Genomic DNA, 20,426 nt, shown 5'->3' with positions numbered 1-20,426 from the left:
GAGAATGCTCGGCGTGACCGCTCCCGAACGCCGCTACGTCATCACCTTCGGCTGCCCCGACCGCACCGGCATCATCGCCCGGATCTCCGGGTTCCTCGCCGACCACGGCGGCTGGATCGTCGAGGCGGCTTACCACACGGACCCGGACACGGGCTGGTTCTTCACCCGCCAGGTGGTCCGGGCCGACTCGCTGCCGTTCGACGCCGCCGGGCTGCGCGCCCGCTTCGGCGAGGTGGCCGCGGACCTCTCCGCCGAGTCGAGCTGGCAGGTCAGCGACACCGGCGAGCGGCGCCGCGCGGTGGTCCTCGTCTCCAAGGCCGGGCACTGCCTGTACGACCTGCTCGGCCGGGTCGCCTCCGGCGAGCTGGACGTCGACATCGCCGCGGTGATCGGCAACCACGAGTCGCTGGCCGACATCACCCGCGCGCACGGCATCCCGTTCCACCACGTGCCGTTCCCGGCCGACGGCAAACAGGAAGCGTTCGAGCAGGTCCGGAAGCTGGTCGACGAGCACGAACCGCACGCGGTGGTGCTGGCCCGGTTCATGCAGATCCTGCCCGCGGACCTGTGCCGCGAGTGGGCGGGCCGGGCGATCAACATCCACCACAGCTTCCTGCCGTCGTTCATCGGCGCGAAGCCGTACCACCAGGCGCACACGCGCGGGGTCAAGCTGGTCGGCGCGACCTGCCACTACGTGACGGCGGACCTCGACGCGGGCCCGATCATCGAGCAGGACGTCATCCGCGTCGACCACGGCGACTCGGTCGAGGACATGGTCCGCAAGGGCCGCGACATCGAGAAGGTCACGCTGGCCCGCGGCCTCCGGTGGCACCTGGAGAACCGCGTGCTGGTGCACGGCAACCGGACAGTGGTGTTCTGATCCGGTTGCCGTGCCCGCGAGTCACGCGCCGATCGTGGCCGCGTCGATGACGAACCGGTAGCGCACGTCGGAGTTCTCGACGCGCTCGTAGGCCTCGTTGACCTTGTCGGCCGAGATCGTCTCGATCTCCGCGCCGATGCCGTGCTTCGCGCAGAAGTCCAGCATTTCCTGGGTCTCGGCGATGCCGCCGATCATCGAGCCGGCGAGCACCTTGTTGCCGCCGAGCAGCGAGAAGGCGTTGTAGGCCAGCGGCTCGCCGGGCGCGCCGACGTTGACCATGGCGCCGCCGACCCGCAGCAGGCCGAGGTAGGCGTCCACCGGCAGCTTGGCCGACACGGTGTTGAGGATGATGTCGAACTTGCCGCGCAGGACGTCGAACGTGGCCTCGTCGCTGGTGGCGTAGTAGTCCTTCGCGCCCAGCTTCAGGCCGTCTTCCTGCTTCTTGAGGCTCTGGCTCAGCACGGTGACCTCGGCGCCCATCGCGGCGGCGATCTTGACGGCCATGTGGCCGAGCCCGCCGAGGCCGATCACGGCGACCTTCTTGCCGGGGCCGGCGCCCCAGTGGTGCAGCGGCGAGTAGGTGGTGATGCCCGCGCACAGCAGCGGCGCGGCGACGTCGAGGTCGATGCCCTCGGGGATGCGGCAGACGAAGGCGTCCTTCACGACGATCTGCCGGCTGTAGCCGCCGTAGGTGTTCTCGCCGTCGAAGCCGACGCCGTTGTAGGTCTGGACGTTGCCCTTGACGCAGAACTGCTCGGTACCGGCCAGGCAGTACTCGCACTCGCCGCAGGAGTCGACCATGCAGCCGACGCCGACGCGGTCGCCGACCTGGTACTTCGTGACGGCCGAACCGACCGCGGCGACCACGCCGGCGATCTCGTGGCCCGGGACCATCGGGAAGATCGCCTGGCCCCAGTCCTCCTTGGCCTGGTGGATGTCGCTGTGGCAGATGCCGGCGTAGGCGATGTCGATCAGCACGTCGTTCGGACGCAGGTCACGGCGCTCGATCGTGGTCGGCGCCAGCGGCGCGCCCGGCGCCGGAGCGGCGATGGCGTGCGTGGTGGTGCTCATGGAACCCTCCAAGTTCAAGTACCGTCGTAAGTGGTCTCTTACATCTCTACGTAAGAGCCCTCTTACATATTTCGAACGAGAGATGTGATCCGGGTCATGGGCGGCAAGTACCACCACGGCGACCTTCGCGGCGAGCTCGTGCGCGTATCCCTGGACCTGATCGCCGAACACGGCTGGGCAGCCTTCTCGGTCGCCGAGGTCGCACGCCGGGCGAAGGTGAGCCCCGGTGCGCCGTACCGGCACTTCGCCTCGCGGGAGAGCCTGCTCGCCGAGGTGGCGGGCAACGTCGCCTGCCAGCTCGCCGACCGCGTCACCGAGGCGGCGGGCGCGCACGAAGACCCGGTGGACGCCCTGGCCGCGGCGGCGGGCGCGTACACGCGGTACGTCATCGAGCGCCGGGCCGGGATGAACGTGATCTACGCGGACGGCCTCCACGGCCCGGAGCACACCGGCCTCCACGAGCAGACCCGGCGCCTGACGGACCAGTTCCTGCTGCGCTGCCTGGCCGTCGCCCCCGACCCGGCGACCGCGCTGGAGCTGATGGAGCAGCTGTTCACCCAGGCTCACGGCTACGGCACGTTCCAGCTCGACGGCGTCTTCGTGAAGCACGGGTATTCGACGGACCTGGTGGTGCGCAAGTCCGAGGAGGCCGCGCGCGCGGCCATCGTGGGCCGGATTGCCGGTGGTGCCCGCTAGGTTGGGCACATGGCGATCATCGACTCACACGAGGCCCTGCGCGAGGTGATCGGCGAGGTCGCCGAGCTGACGCAGCGGAAGGTCATCGACCGGATCGACGAGCACGCGCGCAACCTGATCGCGCACTCGCCGTTCGTCCTGCTGGCCACGTCGGCCCCGGACGGCAGCTGTGACGTCTCACCGCGTGGCGACCCGGCGGGCTCGGTGCTGGTGCTCGACGAGAAGACGCTGGTGCTGGCGGACAGGCCGGGCAACAAGCTGATCGACAGCTTCCGCAACATCGTCGACAACCCGCACGCGGGGCTGTTGTTCCTGGTGCCGGGCATGAACGAGACCCTGCGGGTCAACGGCCGGGCGACCTTGGTCTCGGACGGGCCGTTCTTCGACTCGCTGGTGGTCAAGGGGAAACGGCCGACGCTGGCCGTCGTCGTCGAGGTCCAAGAGCTGTACATGCACTGCGCCAAGGCGTTCCTGCGGTCGTCGCTGTGGCAGCCGGAGACCTGGCCGGACCGCTCGACGCTGCCTTCGCTGGGCACGATCATGCGCGACCAGATGTCCCTCGCGGTGTCCGCGGAGGAGCTGGACGCGAGGCTCAACGAACGGGCGTTGAACCAGCAATACTGAACGGATGCTGTGCGTCCTCGACGTCAACGAGACCCTGCTCGACCTGGCCGCGCTGGACGCCACGATCGGCGGCCCCGAGCTGCGGCGCGAGTGGTTCGGGCTGGCGATCCACACCGTGCTGACCGTCACGGCCACCGGCGGCTACCGCGACTTCGCGGGCATCGCCGGCGACGCCGCGATCGAGGTCGCGGCCCGGCACGGGCGCGAGCCGGATCTCCCCGCGATCGCGGCGGGGCTGCGTTCGCTGCCCGCCCATCCGGACGTCGAGCCGGGCCTGGTGCAGCTGCGCGAAGCGGGTCACACCGTCGTCGCGCTGACGAACTCGCCGCTCGCCACGGCCGAGGCGCAGCTGCAGAACGCCGGGCTGGCCCCGCTGCTCGACCGGATCTTCTCGGCCGAGCAGGTCGGCAGGCTGAAGCCGGCGCCCGAGCCGTACCGGCAGGTCACGGCCGCCTACCCCGGCGAGCGCGCGGTGCTGGTCGCGGCGCACGACTGGGACATCGCGGGCGCCCAGGCCGCGGGCCTCGAGACGGCGTTGCTCACCCGTCCCGGTGTCCACCCGCTGCCCGGCTCGCCCGCGCCCACCTACACCGCGTCGACCCTGCCGGAGCTGGCCGCGCTCCTCTAGTCGGCGATGCGGACCAGCATCTTGCCGGTGTTGGCGCCCGACAGCAGGCCGAGGAACGCCTCGGGCGCGTTGCGGATGCCGTCCACGAAGGTCTCCGAGTACTTGATCTCGCCGGAGCTGACCAGCGGCGCGATCTCGCTGACGAACTGCTGCTGCAGGTGCCAGTGGTCGATCACCAGCAGGCCGCGGATGGTGAGCCGCTTGGCGATGACCTGCGCGAGGTTGCGCGGCGCCGGCGTCGGCTCGGTCGCGTTGTACGTGGAGATCATCCCGCAGATGACGATCCGGCCGTGCAGGGTGATCGCGTCGATCGCGGCTTCGAGGTGGTCGCCGCCGACGTTGTCGAAGTAGACGTCGATGCCCTCCGGCGCCGCCTTGTGCAGCTGCTCGACGACCGGGCCGTCCTTGTAGTTGAAGGCGGCGTCGAAGCCGAGGTCGTCGATCAGGTGGCGGACCTTCTCCGCCGAACCCGCCGAGCCGATGACGCGCTTGGCGCCCTTCAGCTTCGCGATCTGCCCGACGAGCGAGCCGACCGCGCCGGCCGCGCCGGAGACGAACACCGTGTCGCCCGGCTTGAACTCGGCCGACTCCAGCAGGCCCGAGTACGCGGTCAGGCCCGGCATGCCGAGCACGCCGAGGTAGGTCGACAGCGGCGCGGCGGCCCCGTCGACCTTGACGTACCGGCCCGCGTCGAGCACGGCGTGGGTGCGCCAGCCCCCCTGGTGCAGCACGTGGTCGCCCACCTTGACGTCGTCGACGTTCGACTCGACGACCTCGCCGACCGCCCCGCCGGACATGACCTCGCCGACCTGGAACGGCGGCGCGTAGGACTTGACGTCCTTCATCCGGCCGCGCATCGCCGGGTCGACGCTCATGATCAGGTTGCGCACCAGGATCTGGCCGTCGCCCGCCGACGGCACCTCGGTGTCGACGATCTCGAAGTTGTCGTGCGTCGGAACGCCTTCCGGACGCGAAGCCAGCCGGATCTCGGTCGCCGTGCTCATCGTCGAATCCCTTTCCAGTCTCGAAGCGGGGCAAGCGCCCCGGATTCCACCCGATACAACCAGCTAACCGGGGCGCAGATTCCGATTGTGAGGCGTCACACGATCTCGGCGAGCTTCTCCAGCACGCCGTCGTAGATCTTCTTGAGCCCACCCGGCGCGAAGGTCTTCTCGAAGAAGCCGCCGATGCCACCGGCACCGTCCCAGGTGGTCTCGATCTTCACCACACTGCGTTCACCCGCTTCGGTGACCGTCCACGTGGTGACCATGCTCGAGTTCGCGTCGGTCTCGACCAGCGTCCCCGGCCGCGGCTCGGTGACCGTCGCCTGGACGTCGCGCACCCGCTTGGAGGTCGCCTGCAGCTTCCAGCCGGCCTTGGTCCCGGCGCCGACGCCGCCTTCGGTGACCTGGTAGTCGCGGTAGTGCTCGGTGAGCAGCTTCGGCCGCGTCTCGGCGTAGTCGGCGACGAGCGCGCGAACCTTGTCGGCCGGGGCGTCGATGGTGCGCTCCGCGGTGGCTGTGACCTTTCCCATTTCACTCCTCTTCCCGGCGTACGGATCAGGGTCCACGATTTCACCGAGCACCGCACCCGCGTCGGGCGCCCTCGGCGGTTAGGCTGCCGGCAGCCAACTGATACGAGGGTCATATGAGTTCGGGAGCGCACCGCCGGTCGACCGTGGCGGTGAAAGACGCGCTGCGAGAGCTGCGCAACCAGCTCGCGCTGCTGAACCACCAGGTCAGCGCCCGGGTGGCGCTCAAGGACGTCGACCTCGAGTGCCTGGAGCTGATCGCCCGGCACGGCCCGCTCAGCCCGAGCGCGGTCGCCCGCCGGGCCGGCCTGCACCCGGCGACGATGACCGGCATCCTCGACCGGCTGCAGAAGGGCGGCTGGATCGTCCGCGAGCGCGACCCCGAGGCGGCCGACCGCCGTTCGGTGGCCGTGCGGGCGGTCCCCGGCCGCACCGGGGAGCTGTTCCGGCTCTACGCGGGGATGAACACCGCGATGGACGAGCTCTGCGCCGGCTACAGCGAGGACGAGCTGGCCCTGATCGCCGGATTCCTGCGCCGCGCGACGGCGGCGGGCCAGGCCGAGACAGCGGCCTTGACGAGCGGCTGAGCAGCGGTTTCTGTGTTGTACTCGGGGACATGTGGCAGTCAGGCGACGCGTACGAGGCCTACATCGGACGGTGGAGCCGCCGGATCGCGGAGCGGTTCGTCCGGCAGCTGGACATCCCGGCGAGCCGGCGCTGGCTCGACGTCGGCTGCGGCACGGGCGCGCTGACATCGGCGGTGCTGACGGCGGCCGACCCGGCGGAGGTCGTCGGCGTCGACCCGTCGGAAGGCTTCCTGAAGACGGCCCGCGCACGGGTGACCGACCCGCGGGCGACGTTCACGCTCGCCGACGCCCGCTCGCTGCCGTTCCCGGACGACCGGTTCGACGTGGTGGTGTCGGGCCTGGTCCTGAACTTCGTGCCCGAGCCGCCCCGCGCGGCGGCGGAGATCGCCCGGGTGACCGCGCCGGGCGGGCTGGCCGCGGCGTACCTGTGGGACCTCGCCGAAGGCATGGAGCTGATCCGCAGCTTCTGGGACGCGGCCGCCGAGTTCGACCCCGCGACGGTCGCCGAGCTGGACGAGGGCAGCCGGTTCACCCTGTGCCGCCCGGAGCCGCTGGGCCGGCTGTGGACGGACGCGGGCTTCACGGCGGTGTCCGTCGGAGAGATCGGGATCCCGACGGTGTTCGCGGACTTCGACGACTACTGGCAGCCGTTCCTCGGCGCACAGGGCCCGGCACCGTCGTACCTGGCGACGTTGCCGGAGACCGACCGCGACCGCCTGCGAGAACTGCTGCGCGACCGCCTGCCCACGAACCCGGACGGCTCGATCCCGCTGACAGCCCGGGCGTGGGTCGTCAGCGGGACCGCGTAGCTCACAGCCCGGCCTGCGCCAGCCAGTCCTTGGCGACGTCCGCCGCCTTCTCGCCGTCGGAGTCCACGCGCTTGTTCAGGTCGCGCATGATGTCCGTGGTCAGCTTCGCGCTCACCGCGTTCACGGCGTTGGCGAAGTCGGCCCCGCGCTCGTCGAGCACCTTCTTGTTCACCGCGGGCACGACGTTCTCGGTCGGCACGATGTTGAGGTCGTCCTTCAGCACGGTGTAGGCCGGGTCGCCGGTCAGCGGGCTGACCGAGTCGACCGGGATGACCGTGACGGCCCCGGACTTGAGCTGCTGGACGCGCGGGCCGGCTTCCTGGATGGTCTGGAAGCTGATGTTGGTCAGCTGGTAGACGTCCGTGAAGCCCTTGAAGCACGGAAGGCGCTTCTCGCACTCCGGCGGGCCGGCCATGACGACCTTGTCGAGCTTCTTCAGGTCGCTGATCGACGCGATGCCCTTTTCCTTGGCCAGGTCGGACTTGATGATGTAGGTGTTCTTGTCCTCGGCGGCCGCGAAGTTCAGCAGCGCGACACCGCTGGGCTCGAACAGCTTCGCCAGCTGATCGTGCTCTTCCTGCGCGGTCTTGCCGGCCTCCTGGCCGAAGCCGGTGGTGATCGCCGCACCCTGGTACTCCGGGATGAACTGCAGCTCACCGGACTTCAGCGACGGGTAGATCAGCTCGCGCGAGCCGAGGTTCAGCTTGCGCGTCACCGGGTAGCCCTTGGCCTCCAGCGCCTGCGCGTAGATCTCGGCGAGGATCTGGCTGTCGGTGAAGTTGAAGGACGCGACGACGATCGGCGCGCCACCCTTGCTCTGCGCGGCGGGTTTGTCACCGCTGTCGCCGCCGCCGCAGGCGGTCAAGCCGAGCGTGGCCGCGAGGGCCACCGCCACCACGGACGCGTTCCGGAACCAGCGCACGAATCCCCACTCCCTCGTCACTCGAACAGACGAAAGGACCCTAGCCCCGACCTCCGACAAGAATCCACATCGTGGGAGAAGGCGCCCGGTATTCCCACTCCGCGGAATATTTGGGCCCGATCGGGGTAGGGTCGGCCGGTGCACGTGACGCCACTGGCCGCTGACAGCGGGCCCCCGATCTTCCAGTGGAAGTGGGTGGACCGCAACGCCGACGACATCGTCCAGCGCCTGGTCGAGCACATCTCGCTGACCGGCGCCGCCCTCGGCATCGGCCTGGTCGTCTCGATCGCGCTCGCCGTGGTCTCCCTGCGTTACCGCTGGTCGTACCCGGTGATCTTGGGTACGGCGGGCGCGCTGTACGTGATCCCGAGCCTGGGCGCGTTCGCGGTGCTGGTGCCGTTCTTCGGGCTGACTTTCGTTTCGGCGATGATCCCGCTCGCGACGTACACGCTGCTCATCCTGATCCGCAACATCGTCACCGGAGTCGAGCAGGTGCCGAACGAGGTCCGCGAGGCCGCGGTCGGCATGGGGTACACGCGCGGCAGGCTGCTCTGGCAGATCGAGCTGCCGCTGGCCCTGCCGGTGGTGATCGCCGGCCTGCGCGTCGCGGCGGTGACGACGATCGGCCTGGTGACGGTCACCTCGATGCTCGGCCTCGGCGGCCTGGGTTATTTCATTCGGGCGGGCATCCAGACGGCGACCCCCAACCCGACGATGATCATCGTCGGCGTGGTCCTGTCGGTGGTGCTGGCGGTGGTGGTCGACCTGGTCCTCTGGCTCAGCGAGCGCGTGCTGGCGCCTTGGTCGCGGAAGGTGCGGACGCGATGAGCTTCCTCGACCAGCTGAACGCGTGGCTCGCGGACCCGAACCGCTGGAGCTGGACGGACAAGGCCGGCGTCCCGTACCGCACGCTGGAGCACCTCAGGTTTTCCCTGCTGGCCCTGGCGATCGCGGCGGTGTTGACGATCCCGGCGGCACTCTGGCTGGCCCACTACCGCCGCGGCGCGTTCCTCGCCAGCAGCGCGGTCAACATAGGACGCGCGATCCCGAGTTTCGGGTTGATCATCCTGTTCTGGTTCCTGGCGAGCCGCTGGGAGCTGGACACGGCGTTCTGGCCGTTGCTGCTCGCCCTGGTCGCGTTGGCGATGCCCCCGTTGTTCACGAACACGTACGCGGGCGTGGTGTCCCTGGAGCAGGAGACGATCGACGCGGCCCGCGGAACGGGCCACCGCGAGTGGCAGATCATGCTCCGCCTCGAGCTCCCGTTGGCTTCCCCCGTGATCCTGGCGGGCGCACGGGTGGCGTTCCTCCAGCTGATAGCAACGGTGGCCATCGGAGCAATCGTCAACGACGGCGGCGGCCTGGGCCGCTACATAGTCGACGGCTTCGCATTGGGAGCACAGGGTTACGGAGCGATCTTCGCGGGCGGCCTGGCCGCGGTGGCGCTCGCCCTGCTCTGCGACGGCGCGTTCGCATTGATCACCCGCGCGGCAACCCCCCGCGGCCTCGCACTGCAGAACGCCCGCCGCGGCTGAGGTCCGCCCAGGACCGCCGCCCGGCGACGATCCTGGACTCTGTTTTTTGTCCGTCAGGGCTTCTCGAAGTGCTGGTAGTCGATCGGGGTGTCCCAGGACCCGCCCCAGGTCCAGCCGCGGGAGGTGAAGGCCCGCTCGGTGACATCGCCGGCGTGGATCATGCCGGGCAAGGCCTGCGTCCGGTCGACGTAGGGCGCACCGTTGGGCGGGTAGACCTTGCCGCTGCCGGAGATGTAGGGGTTCTGCACGGTGTTGATGTCGATCGCGCGGCCGTAGGAGTGGTTGGACCAGGCTGTGCCGCCGGTGATCGCCCGGCAGTTGAACGCCGAGGTGTTGTTGGCCGCCATGGAGGCGTCGTCGTCGGAGTCGTACTTTTCGACGGTCTCCATCCGTTCGATGGGGAACCGCCCGAAGTACAGGTCACCGAAGATCCGCGCGACCTCGAAGGCCCGGTCGGCGTTGACGACCAGTTCGCCCCGGTGCACGGCCCCGTCAAAGCCCAGGAAGCTCAGGTTGATCAGCCGAAGCTGATCAGGCCCGACGGGGCACCCGGCCCGCCAGCTGTTCCCGAGCCGTTCGGCGGTAACGGGCTTGATGACGGCGACATAGGCGGGCAGCCCACTCCCGGCCGGCGCCGCGAGTTCCACGGTGTTCGTACCGGTGACGGCCGGCGCCGGCGCGGCCACGGCCACGACCGCGGAGAGGCTGAACGTGATGAGGGCAAGAATTTTCGTTCTCAGTTTCATGATCCCCCCACGCCTCCCGGCGGCGGCCGGCTGAGTCACCGTCGGATACGCCACACCGACGCAACCGCGGGCCCTGCTGGGGAGTTGACGGCGGAGGCAAATCGCCGCCGGCCGGTGTGGCGGTGGGAGCTGGCGGGGGTGTTGCCGGACTTGGTCGACACCGGGCTTTGTGGATGCCGGCAGGCCTGGCCGGCTGGCGATCTGGACCCGGCCGAGCCGATGGCGCCGCCGCGCGATTGCCCGCGCCACCGGGCCTCCGGGCTCCGGGCTCCGGGCTCCGGGCTCCGGGCTCCGGGCTCCGGGCTCCGGGCTCCGGGCTCCGGGCTCCGGGCTCCGGGCGAGTGAAGCGGTTTCTGGACAACTCCACCTCGCAACCGGAGGCCTTCACCTGCCTTCGTGGCAGGCCGGACCTGTCGCCGCCGGCTTGGGGCCCACCCCCTCCCCTCCCAGCCGTTAGAACGCGCCGATCAGGATCAGCACGCCGAGCGCGATCAGGACCACCGGCAGCAGCACGTGGCCCCACCGGGCGAGCACCTGGGCGATGCCCGGCCGGGTCGCGAGGAACCGGCCGGCGACGCACCACGCCGCCACGCCCGCCAGGAACACCGCCACGTAGCCCGCCAGGCCCGCGGGTCCGGTCGCGGCGAACGCGGGGACGTACACGCCGACGTTGTCGCCGCCGTTGGCGAAGCACACCGTTGCGATCCCGGCCACGCCGGCCGCCGGTGGGGGCTCGTCGTCGTCCTGGCGCAACGCCTGCCAGGCCGCGCGGAGGCCGAGCAGCACCGGCAGCAGGCCCAGCCAGCGGACGGCGCCGTCCGGCAGCAGGCCGGCTCCGAGCGCACCCGCGACCGAAACCGCCAGGATCGCGGCGAAGCCGAGGAACTGCCCGGTCACGACCTTGAGCTCACCGCGACGTCCGGGCTGGCCGGCGGCCTGGCCGAAGAACACCGCGAGCAGCACCAAGTCGTCGACGTTCGTCACCGCGAACATCGCGGCCGCGCGTCCGAGCAGTCCGACGTCCACGCCCACTCCACCTCCGCGGGAAAACCGCTTGGCGAAGTCCGGCGCGGCACAGGACGATTCTGCCCATGCCCTCCGTCACGCGCCGCGGCTACACCGGTCCGGCCGACCTGCGGGCCATGCAGAGCCTGGCCGCGCGGATCTGGTCGAAGGCGAGTTCACTGCACGTCGGAGACCTCGCGTGGCAGCGGTTCCAGCACGCCGGCCGAGAAGCCGAATGGCCGACCGTGCTGTGGGAAGCGGATGGCGAAGTCGTCGCGTGGGGCTGGACTTCGCTACCCGGTGAACTGACGCTGCTCGTGGATCCCGCGCACCCCGAACTCGCGTCCGAGGTGCTCGCCTGGTTCGAAGACACCGCCTCCGCGGCCGAGCTCACTGTCACCGTGCTCGACGCCGAGGAGCATGTCATCGCCGCGCTCGAGCTTGGCGGTTATGCGCTTCGGCAAAGCCCTGTTTTCCAGTCGTATATGTCTCGCCTCCTCGTGGATCTACCTGAGCCGGTCGTGCCGGCCGGCTTCACGCTCCGGCCGGTCGGCCCGGACGACCTGGACCGCCGCGTGGCCGTGCACCGCACGGTCTGGCACCCGTCGAGGGTGACCGAACCGAGCTACCGGGCCGTGATGGCCGCCTGGCCGTACCGGGCCGAACTGGACTGGGTCGTCGAGGCGCCCGACGGCCGGTTCGCCGCGCAGTGCCTGATCTGGCTCGACGAACGCAATGCCGTCGGCGAGCTGGAGCCCGTCGGAACCTTGCCGGAGTTCCGCCGCACCGGGCTTGCCCGCGCGGTGTGCCTCGCCGCGCTGCACGCGGCCCACCACGCCGGCGCTCGCGAAGCCGTCGTGTACCCGGTGATCAACCATCCGAAATCCGCAGCTGCCCTCCCTCTGTATCGCGATCTGGGCTTCCGCCCGTATGCCCGCACCCTCACCTTCACGCGGACCCGCCGTCGTATCCCTCCTTTCCCGGGGTCCGCGTCCCCGGAGGGCGCTCACCAACGAACGTAGCGCGCCGCCTCCGCCGGATGTCCGATTCGGCGGCCTCCGGCGGCCGGTTGTCCACAGGAGGGCGAACTTGTGGACAACCCCGTGGATTTTCCTGCTGCAGCCCCGAAATCGTCGGCGGCGCGCGATAGTGTCGAGACGGGGGGCGCCCCCGCGGGCCAGGGCGGATTCCGGCAATGCCGGTCGCGCACGACCCTTTGCCGGATTGCCTTTCGCCGGTCGGCTGTTCGCTGGGGTGACCTTCCGCTGGGCACCGTTCGCCCGGGGAGACTTCCGCCAGGCACCCTTTCCCTGGGCGACCTCCCGCCGAGCGCTATTCGCCGGGCAGCCTTGCGCCGGGGCCGGCCCTTGGCGCCGTCGCAGGTGTCACGAAAAGACTGGCCCAAAGAAAGTCATTCGCAACGCCCGAAACCCGCTGCCGCAACCCCGCCAGGCCAAAGCGACCAAGCACTCAGCTCATCGTCGCCAAGTCGTCAAAGAAAGCCGCCCGGCACGCGGCAACCAACCGCTCGATCTCGGGCCCCAGCGGGCGGTCCTCGTCCACCGGCGCCACCACCGACCGCACCCACGCATAACCCGCGCGCAACCCCGGCACACCTTCCCCACCGGCCAAATACCGAGCCTGCGACGCCGTGATCAGCTCGCAGGCCGTGATCGCAAACAGGTGCGACGCCGCCGCTCGCAACTGCTCGCCCGCCGCTGCCGCAAACGCTTGCACGTCCTCCTGGCCCGCCGACGTGTCGATCGAACCGAGCGTCGCCGGAACAGCGAGCCTGCGCAATGCGTGCAGCTCGCCCGCTGCTCGCTTGTGCAGCGGTGCCAAGCCCGCGCGCGGTCCCGGGTCGGCCGTCAGCTGGGCCGGCAATCCGCTGAACCGCTCGTCCAGCAGCCGGTGCGTCCGCTGCACCGAAACCTCGCCGAGGTGCACCAGGGCCGCCGTCACCGCGTCCATTCGCAGGCCCAGGTCCACCGCGTGGTAGCCGGTGCCCGGCAGGAACGAGCCGTCGACGAAGGATGGCGAATCGCCCGGGATCGTCTCCCACCGTCGCCGGGTTTCGTGCAGGTCGTCGTTGACGCGGGATGCGTGCGCCAGTGCCCGGGGCGCGACCCGCACCGAAAGGGGCGCCTGCACCACGCCGGGCCGTACCGGGCCGGTGCCCACCAGCCCGGTCAGCTCGTGCAGCAGCGTCCGCAGGTGGTCGTCGCCGCCTGCCGTGGCCGGGGAAAACACCGCGCGTGGTGCGCCGAGCACGTCGATCGCCATCGCCGCCGTGAGCGTCTGCAGGTCGATGAGCTGCTGGGTTTCGGTCCAGCCGCGCTGCGCGTGCATCACCGCCAGCGGAGACCCCTGCAGCAGCGAGGCACCTTCTTTCGGCCCCAGCACGAACGGCGTGGCACCACGCGCGGCGAGCGCCGCAGCGGCCGGCACCTCGACGCCGTCCTCCAGGACCGTGCCGATGCCGAGGAACGTCTGGAACGCGTGCGACAGCGCGATGATCTCGCCCGAACTACCGAGCCCGGAACGCGGGACGGCGGGCGTGAAGCCGTCGTTCAAGCGGTCGACCAGGAACTGCACCAGCTCCGGGCTCACCCCCGACCACGGCTGCAGGAAGTCGCGCAGCCGGGCGACGAGCAACGCGCGGACGTCCTCCGGCGGCAGCCACGGCGGCCCGCCGACCGCGCGGCCGATCAGCAGGTTGCGCTGGTGCTCGGCCTGCTCGTCCTCACTGAGCACGACACCCGCGAGCCTGCCCATCCCCGTGGTGACGCCGTAGACCGGTTCCGCCCGGTCCGCAAGGGCGGTCAAGAGCTCTTCCCGACGCCGTTTCAGGGCTTCTACCTGCGCTTTGTCCAGAATCCACCGTTCACTCTCGGCGAACTCGCTGTCGGAGACGATCATCGGTAGGGCAACATGGTGCCGACGCCGGAAGCCTCCGCACGGGCGAGGATCATGGTCGCCACCGCGATGTCCGTTGTGGACAGTCCGCGGTGCCAGAACAGGATCCGTTCGGCGTCGTGCTCGCGGCCGGGTTTGCTGCCCGCCACGATGTCGCCGATCTCGGCGTGGACCTTGTCCTCGGTGAGCAGGCCGGCGTTGAGCTGCGGGCGCAGGGCGCCGAACCGCGGGTTGCCGGACCGCGATTCGCGCCAGTCGTCGACGACGAGCTTGTCGACGTCCTCGAGCAGCGTGAGCTCGAGCGCGCTGATCGTGCCGTAGGGCACCAGGAAGGTGCCCGGCCGGAGGAACTCGCGGCGCACGAGCGCCTCGGGCTCGACGAGCCGGGATGCCTCCACCTGGATGTCCGCGCCGTCCAAGGTCTCCTCGGCCGTGGCGCAGACGCGGACGTCCTTGCCGAGCCGTTCGGACAGCCGGCGGCCGAAGTCCTCGCGGGACTCCGGGCGCTTGCTGGTCACGCGGATCTCGGCGAAGTCGAACAACGAGTCGAGCAGCACGACGTTCCACCAGGCGGTACCGCGGGCGCCGATGTGCCCGAGCACCCGGGAACCCGGCCGGGCCAGGTACTTCGCGCCGACGGCGGTCATCGCGCCGGTGCGGGCCTCGGTGATCATCGTGCCGTCGACGATGGCCCGCGGCATGCCGGTGTCCGGGTCGAGCAGCAGGATCAACGCCATTTCCGAAGGGAGGCCCTGTTCGAAGTTCCCCACGAAGTCACCGACGACCTTCACGCCGCTGACCTGCTTCGCCGACAAGTGGCCGCGAAGGATGTTGAAGTGACCCTTGCCGCCGTTGTCCGGCACGAGGTGCGTACGCGGCTCGAAGACGACCTGACCGCGGCCGTGGTCGGCGAGCACGTCTTCGACCGCGCCGACGATGTCGGCGTCCGTGACACCGAGTGAGTCGATGTCGGCGCCGGTCAGGTACCGGAGCCAGACGGACGTCACCGGGCGAGGTCCTCGATGACCTCCGCGCCGGGCAGGGCGGCCAGCGCGGCGCCGGAGATCAGCAGCTTGCTGCCGCGGATCCCGCTGCCGATGACGAGCTCGGGCGCCTCGGCGACGCGGCTGTCGAGCAGGATGGGCCATTCGGCGGGCAGGCCGACGGGCGTGATGCCGCCGTACTCCATGCCGGTGAGCGAGACGGCTTCGTCCATCGGCGCGAACGACGCCTTGCGGACGTCGAGGCGGCGCTTGATCACGCCGTTGACGTCGGCGCGAGTCGTCGCGAGCACGAGCGCGGCCGCGAAGCGGACTTCGCCGGCGCGCTTGCCGGCGACGACGACGCAGTTCGCGGACGCTTCGAGCGGCGAGCCGTAGGCCTCGCAGAAGGCGGCGGTGTCGGCGAGCGACGGGTCGATCTCGGCGACGCCGACGGCGTCCGGGTCGGCGAGCGCGGCCAGGGCCTTGGCCACGGGCTCGGCAAGCAGGTCAGTACGCGTGGGGGCGGGAACGACGGTGAGGCTCCCGGCGATCGTCCAGGTCACCCCGCCAGACTAGCTACCAGCTGGAGCCGCCGCGCTGGACCTCGATCAGCTTCGGGCGGACGTCCACGATGTAGACCAGGGTCGCGGCCATGGCGGGTACGTAGAAGATCATCCCGGGGCCCATCACGGGGAACAGCACCATGGCGAGCGTCGCGCCGCCGGTGATCAGCATCCAGATGGGCTTGGTCTTGCGGTCGGCGGCCGAATAGGCGTCCGCGCGCTGCAGCAGCGCGTGCACGAAGGCGAAGAGCCCGACCAGCGCGCTGCCCCAGTGGATGACATTGAGGATCCAGATGGCGACTAGCACAGCCACAGCTTACGGCAAACCACCCGAACGACCCCGGCCCCGCCATCGGGGAGCCGATGGCGGGGCCGGGTGTTCACGGCGTTTTTACTTGTCGGCCTTCGGCGCGGCCGGCTTCTTGGCGGCGGCGGTGGTCGACGTGGTCGTGCGGCGGGCCGGGGCCGCCGTCTTCGGGGCCGTCTTGTTCGCGACGCGGCGGCTGGCCGAACGGGTCTCGTGGGCGACGTCGTCACCCAGCTCCTCGATGGCGTCGGCGGCCTCGCCGGCGACCTCGGTCACCTTGCGGGCGGTCTTCTCGCCGACCGAGCGGGTGCGCTTGGTGAAGGTGCCCAGCACGCCGTCGACGCGCTCGCGGACCTCGCTGGTGACGCCCTCGACCTGGCCCTGCGCGGTGGCCACGGCCTCCTCGAGCTGCTCGATGGCCTTCTTGACCTGCGGCTGCGCGGCGAACTTGTCCCACGCCTGCTCGCCCGACTCGGCCAGCTTGTTGTACAGCTTGAGCGCGGCCTCGGTGTACTCGTCGATGACCTTGCGCAGCTCGGCCGGGTCCAGCTTCTCGCGGAGGCTCTCGACGTCGGTCGGCAGCTCCTGCAGGTTCTTGCGGGCGGCCTCGCCGCTCTTGGTCACGTTCTCCTTGGCCTTCGCCACGGCGTCGGTGACGGCGTGGGTGGCCAGGTTGCCGGCGCCGAGCGCGGCGAGCAGCGGGGTGCGGACCTGGTCGAGGGCGGTGGTGACGGCCTTCTTGACGTCTTCGGTCTTGGGGGTGGTCATGCTGACTCCTCGGTTTTCGCGGCTGGTGTGGTGTCTGGGGTGTCCGAGCCGGGAGCGGCGGCCGGCCGTGCCGCGGCGTTCTCCCGGCGGAAGGACTCGTAAACGTCGAGCAGGACCTGCTTCTGCCGTTCGGTCAGCTCGGCGTCGGCGCGGATCGCGTCGCCCACCGGCCCGCCCGTCGGCAGGTCGAGGATCCCGGCCTGCACGTACAGCGCTTCCGCCGAAATGCGCAGGCCCTTGGCGATCTGCTGCAGGATCTCCGCGCTGGGCTTGCGGACCCCGCGCTCGATCTGGCTCAGGTACGGGTTGGACACGCCGGCGAGCTTCGACAGCTGGCGCAACGAGATCTTCGCGGTGTTGCGCTGCTGGCGGATGTACTCGCCGATGTCGGAAGCGATGTCCGCGACCTTCTCCATGGGACTGCCGGATCCTGACGTCCCACCGGTCTCTGCCATCCGGTCACCTCCTCGCGACACCATCGACGGTACGCGCGAGTGCTAGCTATTGCAAGCACCCTGCTTGCAACCAGCGTTGTGACGCTCACCGCTACCGTGGTGCCATGACGCGCTCGGCCCGGCTGCGGCGGCGCCTCGTCGAGCACCTGCTCGACGAGGACGTCCTGCACGCGCCGGAGTGGATCGCCGCCTTCCGGGCCGTCCCCCGCCACGTCTTCCTGCCGCGGTTCTTCGTGCCGGCGGGCGGCCTGTGGGCGGCGGTCGACCGCGGCGATCCCGGCTGGCTGGAGACCGCCTACTCCCGCGACGTGCTGGTGACGCAGCTCGACGACGACCCGGGCCGCTGGGACGCCGCCCGGCGCGACGGCCCGGTGGCGGGCACGCCGACGAGCTCGTCGAGCATGCCCGCGATCATGGCGATCATGCTGGAGGAGCTGCAGGTGCGCGACGGGCAGTGCGTGCTCGAGATCGGCACCGGCACCGGCTACAACGCCGCACTGCTGAGCCACCGCTGCGGGGCCGGCCGGGTGTCCACAGTGGACATCGACCCGGCGCTCGTCGCGGCGGCGCGGGAGCGGCTGGCGGCGGCGGGCTACCACCCGGCGTGCGCGGTGGGCGACGGCGCGCTCGGCTTCCCCGCCGGCACGCTCTTCGACCGGGTGCTGTGCACGGCGTCGGTTTCGTCGATCCCGGCAGCGTGGCCGGCGCAGACGAAACCCGGCGGCCTGATCGTCACGACGCTGAACCGCCCGATCGGCGCCGGGCTGGTCCGACTGGTCGCCGGCGAGGACGGCACGGCCCAGGGCCGCGTCCTCGCGCGCGACGGCCGGTTCATGCCGCTGCGCGCGCACCGGCTACCGGACACCGGCCCGCTGCCGATGCCCGCCCGCGACGACTGGGAACAGACGCGGCTGCCGATGTCGACGGTGCTCCAGCCCCGCCGTCAGTTCGAGTTCTACGCCGGGCTCGCGCTGCCCGGCGTCCGCCCGGTGCGCGAAGGCGGCGACGCCGACGCGCCGAGCGTCGCGCTGGTCCACCCGGACGGCTCGTGGGTCCGCCACCGCAAGCGCGGCGGCGCGGACGAGGTCGCCCAGGGCGGCCCGCGGGCGCTGTGGGAGCTGGCCGAAGCGGCCTACGTCGAGTGGTGCGAGCTGGGGAAGCCGGACCGCGACCGGTTCGGGGTCACCGTGACCGGCGACCGCCAGGAGTTCTGGCTCGACTCCCCCGGCGGCCGCACCTGGCCACTGGCCTGACGCCCGCGAGGGCACTTTCACGTGAAAGTGCCCTCGCGGGTCAAGGCAGCCGCGCGCGGATCCACTTCTCCACGTGGTCGGCCGTCGCCGCACGGGAGACGTCCGTGGTGTCGAAGACCTCGACGCCGAGGTCCGGGGCCGATTTGCGGAGCCAGTCGTTGAACTCCAGCATCTCGTCGATCCGCTCCTCGTCCCACTCGCGCCACGCCGGACGCGCGCGCAGCCGGGCGCGCAGCGACGACGGCGACCCCACCAGCGCCAGGTAGTGGATGTCGCTGAACAACGCGCGCTCCGGCAGCGGCTCGAACTCCGGCGGCGCGACCGTCCCGCACAGCACGACCGGACGGCCGTTCTGGTGCAGCATCGCCGCCATCCGCAGCCAGACCGAGCGGAAGTCCAGGACGTCGTCGCGCAGCGCGCCGATCCAGAGGATGTCCTGGTCCAGCACCACGACGTCGCCGGCGAACCGGTCGGCCAGCAGGGGACCCACCGTCGACTTCCCGGCGCCGCTCGGCCCGGTCACCGCGAACAGCGGCAGCTTCCGGAACGGCCATTCGTGTCCGCACTTCGCGCACGTGACGACGTTGCCCGCGACGACCGGGCGGTCCGCCAGCTCGCCGCACGCCGGGCAGATCCGCAGGTCGAGCCCCATCTCAGTCGAAGAGGTTCTCGAGGAAGCTGCGCTTGCGGTGCCCGTGGCCGTGCTGGTTGTGGCCGTACGGCCGCGGCGAATCCGAGTACCCGCCGCGGTGCGGCCGCGGCGAGTCGGCGTAACCACCGCGGTACGCCTTCGGCGAATCCGGGTAGCCGCCCCGGTAGGGGCGCGGCGAGTCGGGACGGCCGTAGTGCGCCGTCGGCGCCGGTCCTCCCTGGTAGGGCGGCGGCTGCTGGCCGTAGAACGAGCTTTCCGCACCGACGATCGCCTCGAGCTCACCGCGGTCCAGGAAGATCCCGCGGCAGCCGTCGCACTGGTCGATGTGGATGCCGTTCTTGTCGACGGTCCGCATCTGGTTCTGACACTTCGGACAAATCACACCGCAGAGCCTACGCAAAAACGCGTCAGCAGGCGCAGAGGCAGAACGGGTGCCCCACCGGATCGGCGTAGACGCGGAACGTCTCCGGCTTGTCGTCGAGCAGCTTCGCCCCCAGGCCGAGCACGCGCTCGTGCGCCGCTTCCAGGTCCGTGACGTTCAGGTCCAGGTGCAGCTGCTGCGGGTTCTCGGCGGACGGCCACGCCGGCGGCCGGTAGTCGGGCACCCGCTGGAACGCGATGCCCGCGCCGCCCGCGGGGTTGGGCAGCGTCACCCAGTGCCCGTCGTCGGCCACTTCGGGCGTCTCCCACTCCAGCACCGAACGGTAGAACTCGGCCAGCGCCACCGGGTCGGGGCAGTCGAGGGCCACCACGCCCAGCGTCGGAACCGCACTCATCGTCGCTCCCTTCGATCCTGAGTAACCAGTGAAGCGATTATGTGGGTTATCGGGCCGGGAGGCAACCGCCGTACACTCGGTAAGTGCACACCGACGCGTCCCTCGTGGTGGAGTTCCTGAACACGGTCAACGTCGAAGAGGGCACCGACCTGCTCGAAGACCCCGGGCAGTGGCACGCGTGGGCGGCCGCGCACGCCTTGACGGCCAATCCGGCGGCCGAAGCCAGGGCGGCGCGGGATGCCCTGCGCGCGGCCGTCGGCGACCCGCGGCTGCCGGGCGGCAGCGTCGACGTGGGCACGCGGATCTCGCTGACGGCGGAGGGGCCGCAGCTGGTCGCGGACGACGTCGTCGGCGCGGTGTTCGTCGCCTGCGCGCGGCTGGTCGTGCGCGGGGAGTGGATCCGGCTGAAGATCTGCCCCGCCGACACGTGCCTGTGGGCGTTCTACGACGAGTCGCGCAACCGGTCGCGGACGTGGTGCTCGATGCGCGTCTGCGGCAACCGGGAGAAGGCGCGCGGCTGGCGGGCGCGCGCCGCGGCGGGCTGACCGCGGCCCTCATCCGAGCGGCGGACACTCGAACGGTTGTGGACAACTTGGGGACGAAGCACCACATATCCACGCCCCGGCCACCCCGGGCCCCACACGTTGTGGACAGCCGTTAGGCCATCACCGTGAAAAGCTGTGGATAACCCGGGGGATAACTCAGCTTCCTGTGGACAA

26 protein-coding genes are annotated in these 20,426 nt (G+C 70.7%); 11 read left to right on the top strand and 15 right to left on the bottom strand.

Features of this window, described 5'->3' with window-relative positions; all coding sequences use genetic code 11:
* Positions 1-4: 4 nt before the first annotated feature.
* A complete protein-coding gene (gene purU / locus BLW76_RS00405) occupies positions 5-880 on the top strand; it encodes a formyltetrahydrofolate deformylase (RefSeq protein ID WP_208613177.1) in 876 nt (291 codons plus the stop codon).
* Positions 881-901: 21 nt separating this feature from the next.
* Here purU and BLW76_RS00400 read toward each other — a convergent pair whose 3' ends face one another.
* Positions 902-1,951, bottom strand: coding sequence for an NAD(P)-dependent alcohol dehydrogenase (locus BLW76_RS00400; protein WP_091303813.1), 1,050 nt, complete (start codon positions 1,949-1,951; stop codon positions 902-904).
* Between the two features lie 96 nt (positions 1,952-2,047).
* On the opposite strand from BLW76_RS00400, the gene BLW76_RS00395 reads away from it, so the two are divergent.
* From BLW76_RS00395 to BLW76_RS00385, 3 genes are read left to right on the top strand one after another with little or no spacing between them, the layout of a single operon-like run.
* On the top strand, positions 2,048-2,647 hold the full coding sequence (locus tag BLW76_RS00395) for a TetR/AcrR family transcriptional regulator (RefSeq protein ID WP_244169992.1): 600 nt from the start codon (positions 2,048-2,050) through the stop codon (positions 2,645-2,647).
* Between the two features lie 9 nt (positions 2,648-2,656).
* The gene (locus tag BLW76_RS00390; protein ID WP_091303811.1) at positions 2,657-3,271 is read left to right on the top strand and encodes a pyridoxamine 5'-phosphate oxidase family protein; all 615 of its coding nucleotides are present in this window, start codon (positions 2,657-2,659) and stop codon (positions 3,269-3,271) included.
* Between the two features lie 4 nt (positions 3,272-3,275).
* The gene (locus tag BLW76_RS00385; protein ID WP_091303810.1) at positions 3,276-3,899 is read left to right on the top strand and encodes an HAD family hydrolase; all 624 of its coding nucleotides are present in this window, start codon (positions 3,276-3,278) and stop codon (positions 3,897-3,899) included.
* On the opposite strand, the gene BLW76_RS00380 is transcribed toward BLW76_RS00385, so the two are convergent.
* Both BLW76_RS00380 and BLW76_RS00375 read right to left on the bottom strand, forming a co-directional pair.
* Positions 3,896-4,903 (bottom strand): NADP-dependent oxidoreductase, encoded by a 1,008-nt coding sequence (locus BLW76_RS00380; protein ID WP_091303808.1) that lies wholly within the window; start codon positions 4,901-4,903, stop codon positions 3,896-3,898. The two genes, BLW76_RS00385 and BLW76_RS00380, sit on opposite strands and share 4 nt — an antisense overlap.
* A gap of 95 nt (positions 4,904-4,998) precedes the next feature.
* Complete coding sequence (locus BLW76_RS00375; protein WP_091303806.1) at positions 4,999-5,433, bottom strand: SRPBCC family protein; 435 nt, start codon at positions 5,431-5,433, stop codon at positions 4,999-5,001.
* A gap of 113 nt (positions 5,434-5,546) precedes the next feature.
* Between BLW76_RS00375 and BLW76_RS00370 the strand changes: the two genes are divergently transcribed.
* Together BLW76_RS00370 and BLW76_RS00365 are read left to right on the top strand one after the other, a co-directional pair.
* Complete coding sequence (locus BLW76_RS00370) at positions 5,547-6,017, top strand: MarR family transcriptional regulator (protein WP_091303803.1); 471 nt, start codon at positions 5,547-5,549, stop codon at positions 6,015-6,017.
* Between the two features lie 29 nt (positions 6,018-6,046).
* The gene (locus BLW76_RS00365; RefSeq protein WP_091303801.1) at positions 6,047-6,826 is read left to right on the top strand and encodes a class I SAM-dependent methyltransferase; all 780 of its coding nucleotides are present in this window, start codon (positions 6,047-6,049) and stop codon (positions 6,824-6,826) included.
* A 1-nt stretch (position 6,827) separates the two neighbouring features.
* Here BLW76_RS00365 and BLW76_RS00360 read toward each other — a convergent pair whose 3' ends face one another.
* Entirely contained in the window at positions 6,828-7,748 is a 921-nt protein-coding gene (locus BLW76_RS00360; RefSeq protein WP_091303800.1) for an ABC transporter substrate-binding protein, read from the bottom strand.
* Positions 7,749-7,886: 138 nt separating this feature from the next.
* Between BLW76_RS00360 and BLW76_RS00355 the strand changes: the two genes are divergently transcribed.
* Positions 7,887-8,576, top strand: a complete 690-nt coding sequence (locus tag BLW76_RS00355) for an ABC transporter permease (protein ID WP_091303798.1) — start codon at positions 7,887-7,889, stop codon at positions 8,574-8,576.
* Positions 8,573-9,283, top strand: coding sequence for an ABC transporter permease (locus tag BLW76_RS00350; RefSeq protein ID WP_091303796.1), 711 nt, complete (start codon positions 8,573-8,575; stop codon positions 9,281-9,283). Before BLW76_RS00355 ends, BLW76_RS00350 begins: the two co-directional genes overlap by 4 nt.
* Positions 9,284-9,336: 53 nt before the next feature.
* Here the strand turns inward: BLW76_RS00350 and BLW76_RS00345 are convergent, their stop codons facing one another.
* Positions 9,337-10,029, bottom strand: coding sequence for a M15 family metallopeptidase (locus tag BLW76_RS00345; RefSeq protein ID WP_091303794.1), 693 nt, complete (start codon positions 10,027-10,029; stop codon positions 9,337-9,339).
* A gap of 453 nt (positions 10,030-10,482) precedes the next feature.
* Positions 10,483-11,055: a cadmium resistance transporter gene (locus BLW76_RS00340; RefSeq protein ID WP_091304052.1), complete on the bottom strand. Its 573-nt coding sequence runs from the start codon at positions 11,053-11,055 to the stop codon at positions 10,483-10,485.
* A gap of 65 nt (positions 11,056-11,120) precedes the next feature.
* On the opposite strand from BLW76_RS00340, the gene BLW76_RS00335 reads away from it, so the two are divergent.
* Positions 11,121-12,056: a GNAT family N-acetyltransferase gene (locus BLW76_RS00335; RefSeq protein ID WP_091303793.1), complete on the top strand. Its 936-nt coding sequence runs from the start codon at positions 11,121-11,123 to the stop codon at positions 12,054-12,056.
* Between the two features lie 448 nt (positions 12,057-12,504).
* Here the strand turns inward: BLW76_RS00335 and BLW76_RS00330 are convergent, their stop codons facing one another.
* The 6 genes from BLW76_RS00330 to BLW76_RS00305 form a co-directional block, all read right to left on the bottom strand.
* Entirely contained in the window at positions 12,505-13,953 is a 1,449-nt protein-coding gene (locus BLW76_RS00330) for an aromatic amino acid lyase (RefSeq protein ID WP_091303792.1), read from the bottom strand.
* Entirely contained in the window at positions 13,950-14,957 is a 1,008-nt protein-coding gene (locus BLW76_RS00325) for an ornithine cyclodeaminase family protein (RefSeq protein WP_091303791.1), read from the bottom strand. Before BLW76_RS00325 ends, BLW76_RS00330 begins: the two co-directional genes overlap by 4 nt.
* A complete protein-coding gene (locus tag BLW76_RS00320; RefSeq protein WP_091303790.1) occupies positions 14,954-15,496 on the bottom strand; it encodes a YbaK/EbsC family protein in 543 nt (180 codons plus the stop codon). The genes BLW76_RS00325 and BLW76_RS00320 overlap by 4 nt, the downstream gene beginning before the upstream one ends.
* A gap of 13 nt (positions 15,497-15,509) precedes the next feature.
* Positions 15,510-15,803, bottom strand: a complete 294-nt coding sequence (locus BLW76_RS00315) for a DUF2516 family protein (RefSeq protein WP_043788398.1) — start codon at positions 15,801-15,803, stop codon at positions 15,510-15,512.
* 84 nt (positions 15,804-15,887) lie between these two features.
* A complete protein-coding gene (locus BLW76_RS00310; RefSeq protein WP_091303788.1) occupies positions 15,888-16,571 on the bottom strand; it encodes a hypothetical protein in 684 nt (227 codons plus the stop codon).
* On the bottom strand, positions 16,568-16,987 hold the full coding sequence (locus tag BLW76_RS00305; RefSeq protein ID WP_091303787.1) for a helix-turn-helix domain-containing protein: 420 nt from the start codon (positions 16,985-16,987) through the stop codon (positions 16,568-16,570). Before BLW76_RS00305 ends, BLW76_RS00310 begins: the two co-directional genes overlap by 4 nt.
* A gap of 143 nt (positions 16,988-17,130) precedes the next feature.
* Between BLW76_RS00305 and BLW76_RS00300 the strand changes: the two genes are divergently transcribed.
* Positions 17,131-18,279 (top strand): methyltransferase domain-containing protein, encoded by a 1,149-nt coding sequence (locus BLW76_RS00300; RefSeq protein WP_091303783.1) that lies wholly within the window; start codon positions 17,131-17,133, stop codon positions 18,277-18,279.
* A 40-nt stretch (positions 18,280-18,319) separates the two neighbouring features.
* Here BLW76_RS00300 and BLW76_RS00295 read toward each other — a convergent pair whose 3' ends face one another.
* From BLW76_RS00295 to BLW76_RS00285, 3 genes are read right to left on the bottom strand one after another with little or no spacing between them, the layout of a single operon-like run.
* Entirely contained in the window at positions 18,320-18,931 is a 612-nt protein-coding gene (locus tag BLW76_RS00295; protein ID WP_091303782.1) for a P-loop nucleotide/nucleoside kinase family protein, read from the bottom strand.
* 1 nt (position 18,932) lies between these two features.
* A complete protein-coding gene (locus BLW76_RS00290) occupies positions 18,933-19,331 on the bottom strand; it encodes a TFIIB-type zinc ribbon-containing protein (RefSeq protein ID WP_091303780.1) in 399 nt (132 codons plus the stop codon).
* Between the two features lie 7 nt (positions 19,332-19,338).
* Positions 19,339-19,707 (bottom strand): VOC family protein, encoded by a 369-nt coding sequence (locus BLW76_RS00285; protein ID WP_091303779.1) that lies wholly within the window; start codon positions 19,705-19,707, stop codon positions 19,339-19,341.
* 83 nt (positions 19,708-19,790) lie between these two features.
* Here BLW76_RS00285 and BLW76_RS00280 point away from each other — a divergent pair, with 83 nt between their 5' ends.
* Complete coding sequence (locus BLW76_RS00280; RefSeq protein ID WP_091303777.1) at positions 19,791-20,252, top strand: CGNR zinc finger domain-containing protein; 462 nt, start codon at positions 19,791-19,793, stop codon at positions 20,250-20,252.
* Positions 20,253-20,426: the final 174 nt, after the last annotated feature.

The organism is Amycolatopsis tolypomycina (assembly GCF_900105945.1).
Lineage (GTDB): Bacteria > Actinomycetota > Actinomycetes > Mycobacteriales > Pseudonocardiaceae > Amycolatopsis > Amycolatopsis tolypomycina.
The sequence above is the reverse complement of the archived record's forward strand: the minus strand, read 5'-3'. Positions and strand labels throughout refer to the sequence as shown.

What these genes read in the sequence shown, in the direction of transcription:
- purU (WP_208613177.1), top strand. Translation starts at nt 5, where the DNA reads ATGCTCGGCGTGACCGCTCCCGAACGCCGCTACGTCATCACCTTCGGC.
- BLW76_RS00400 (WP_091303813.1), bottom strand. Translation starts at nt 1,951, where the DNA reads ATGAGCACCACCACGCACGCCATCGCCGCTCCGGCGCCGGGCGCGCCG.
- BLW76_RS00395 (WP_244169992.1), top strand. Translation starts at nt 2,048, where the DNA reads ATGGGCGGCAAGTACCACCACGGCGACCTTCGCGGCGAGCTCGTGCGC.
- BLW76_RS00390 (WP_091303811.1), top strand. Translation starts at nt 2,657, where the DNA reads ATGGCGATCATCGACTCACACGAGGCCCTGCGCGAGGTGATCGGCGAG.
- BLW76_RS00385 (WP_091303810.1), top strand. Translation starts at nt 3,276, where the DNA reads ATGCTGTGCGTCCTCGACGTCAACGAGACCCTGCTCGACCTGGCCGCG.
- BLW76_RS00380 (WP_091303808.1), bottom strand. Translation starts at nt 4,903, where the DNA reads ATGAGCACGGCGACCGAGATCCGGCTGGCTTCGCGTCCGGAAGGCGTT.
- BLW76_RS00375 (WP_091303806.1), bottom strand. Translation starts at nt 5,433, where the DNA reads ATGGGAAAGGTCACAGCCACCGCGGAGCGCACCATCGACGCCCCGGCC.
- BLW76_RS00370 (WP_091303803.1), top strand. Translation starts at nt 5,547, where the DNA reads ATGAGTTCGGGAGCGCACCGCCGGTCGACCGTGGCGGTGAAAGACGCG.
- BLW76_RS00365 (WP_091303801.1), top strand. Translation starts at nt 6,047, where the DNA reads ATGTGGCAGTCAGGCGACGCGTACGAGGCCTACATCGGACGGTGGAGC.
- BLW76_RS00350 (WP_091303796.1), top strand. Translation starts at nt 8,573, where the DNA reads ATGAGCTTCCTCGACCAGCTGAACGCGTGGCTCGCGGACCCGAACCGC.
- BLW76_RS00345 (WP_091303794.1), bottom strand. Translation starts at nt 10,029, where the DNA reads ATGAAACTGAGAACGAAAATTCTTGCCCTCATCACGTTCAGCCTCTCC.
- BLW76_RS00335 (WP_091303793.1), top strand. Translation starts at nt 11,121, where the DNA reads ATGCCCTCCGTCACGCGCCGCGGCTACACCGGTCCGGCCGACCTGCGG.
- BLW76_RS00330 (WP_091303792.1), bottom strand. Translation starts at nt 13,953, where the DNA reads ATGATCGTCTCCGACAGCGAGTTCGCCGAGAGTGAACGGTGGATTCTG.
- BLW76_RS00310 (WP_091303788.1), bottom strand. Translation starts at nt 16,571, where the DNA reads ATGACCACCCCCAAGACCGAAGACGTCAAGAAGGCCGTCACCACCGCC.
- BLW76_RS00305 (WP_091303787.1), bottom strand. Translation starts at nt 16,987, where the DNA reads ATGGAGAAGGTCGCGGACATCGCTTCCGACATCGGCGAGTACATCCGC.
- BLW76_RS00300 (WP_091303783.1), top strand. Translation starts at nt 17,131, where the DNA reads ATGACGCGCTCGGCCCGGCTGCGGCGGCGCCTCGTCGAGCACCTGCTC.
- BLW76_RS00295 (WP_091303782.1), bottom strand. Translation starts at nt 18,931, where the DNA reads ATGGGGCTCGACCTGCGGATCTGCCCGGCGTGCGGCGAGCTGGCGGAC.
- BLW76_RS00285 (WP_091303779.1), bottom strand. Translation starts at nt 19,707, where the DNA reads ATGAGTGCGGTTCCGACGCTGGGCGTGGTGGCCCTCGACTGCCCCGAC.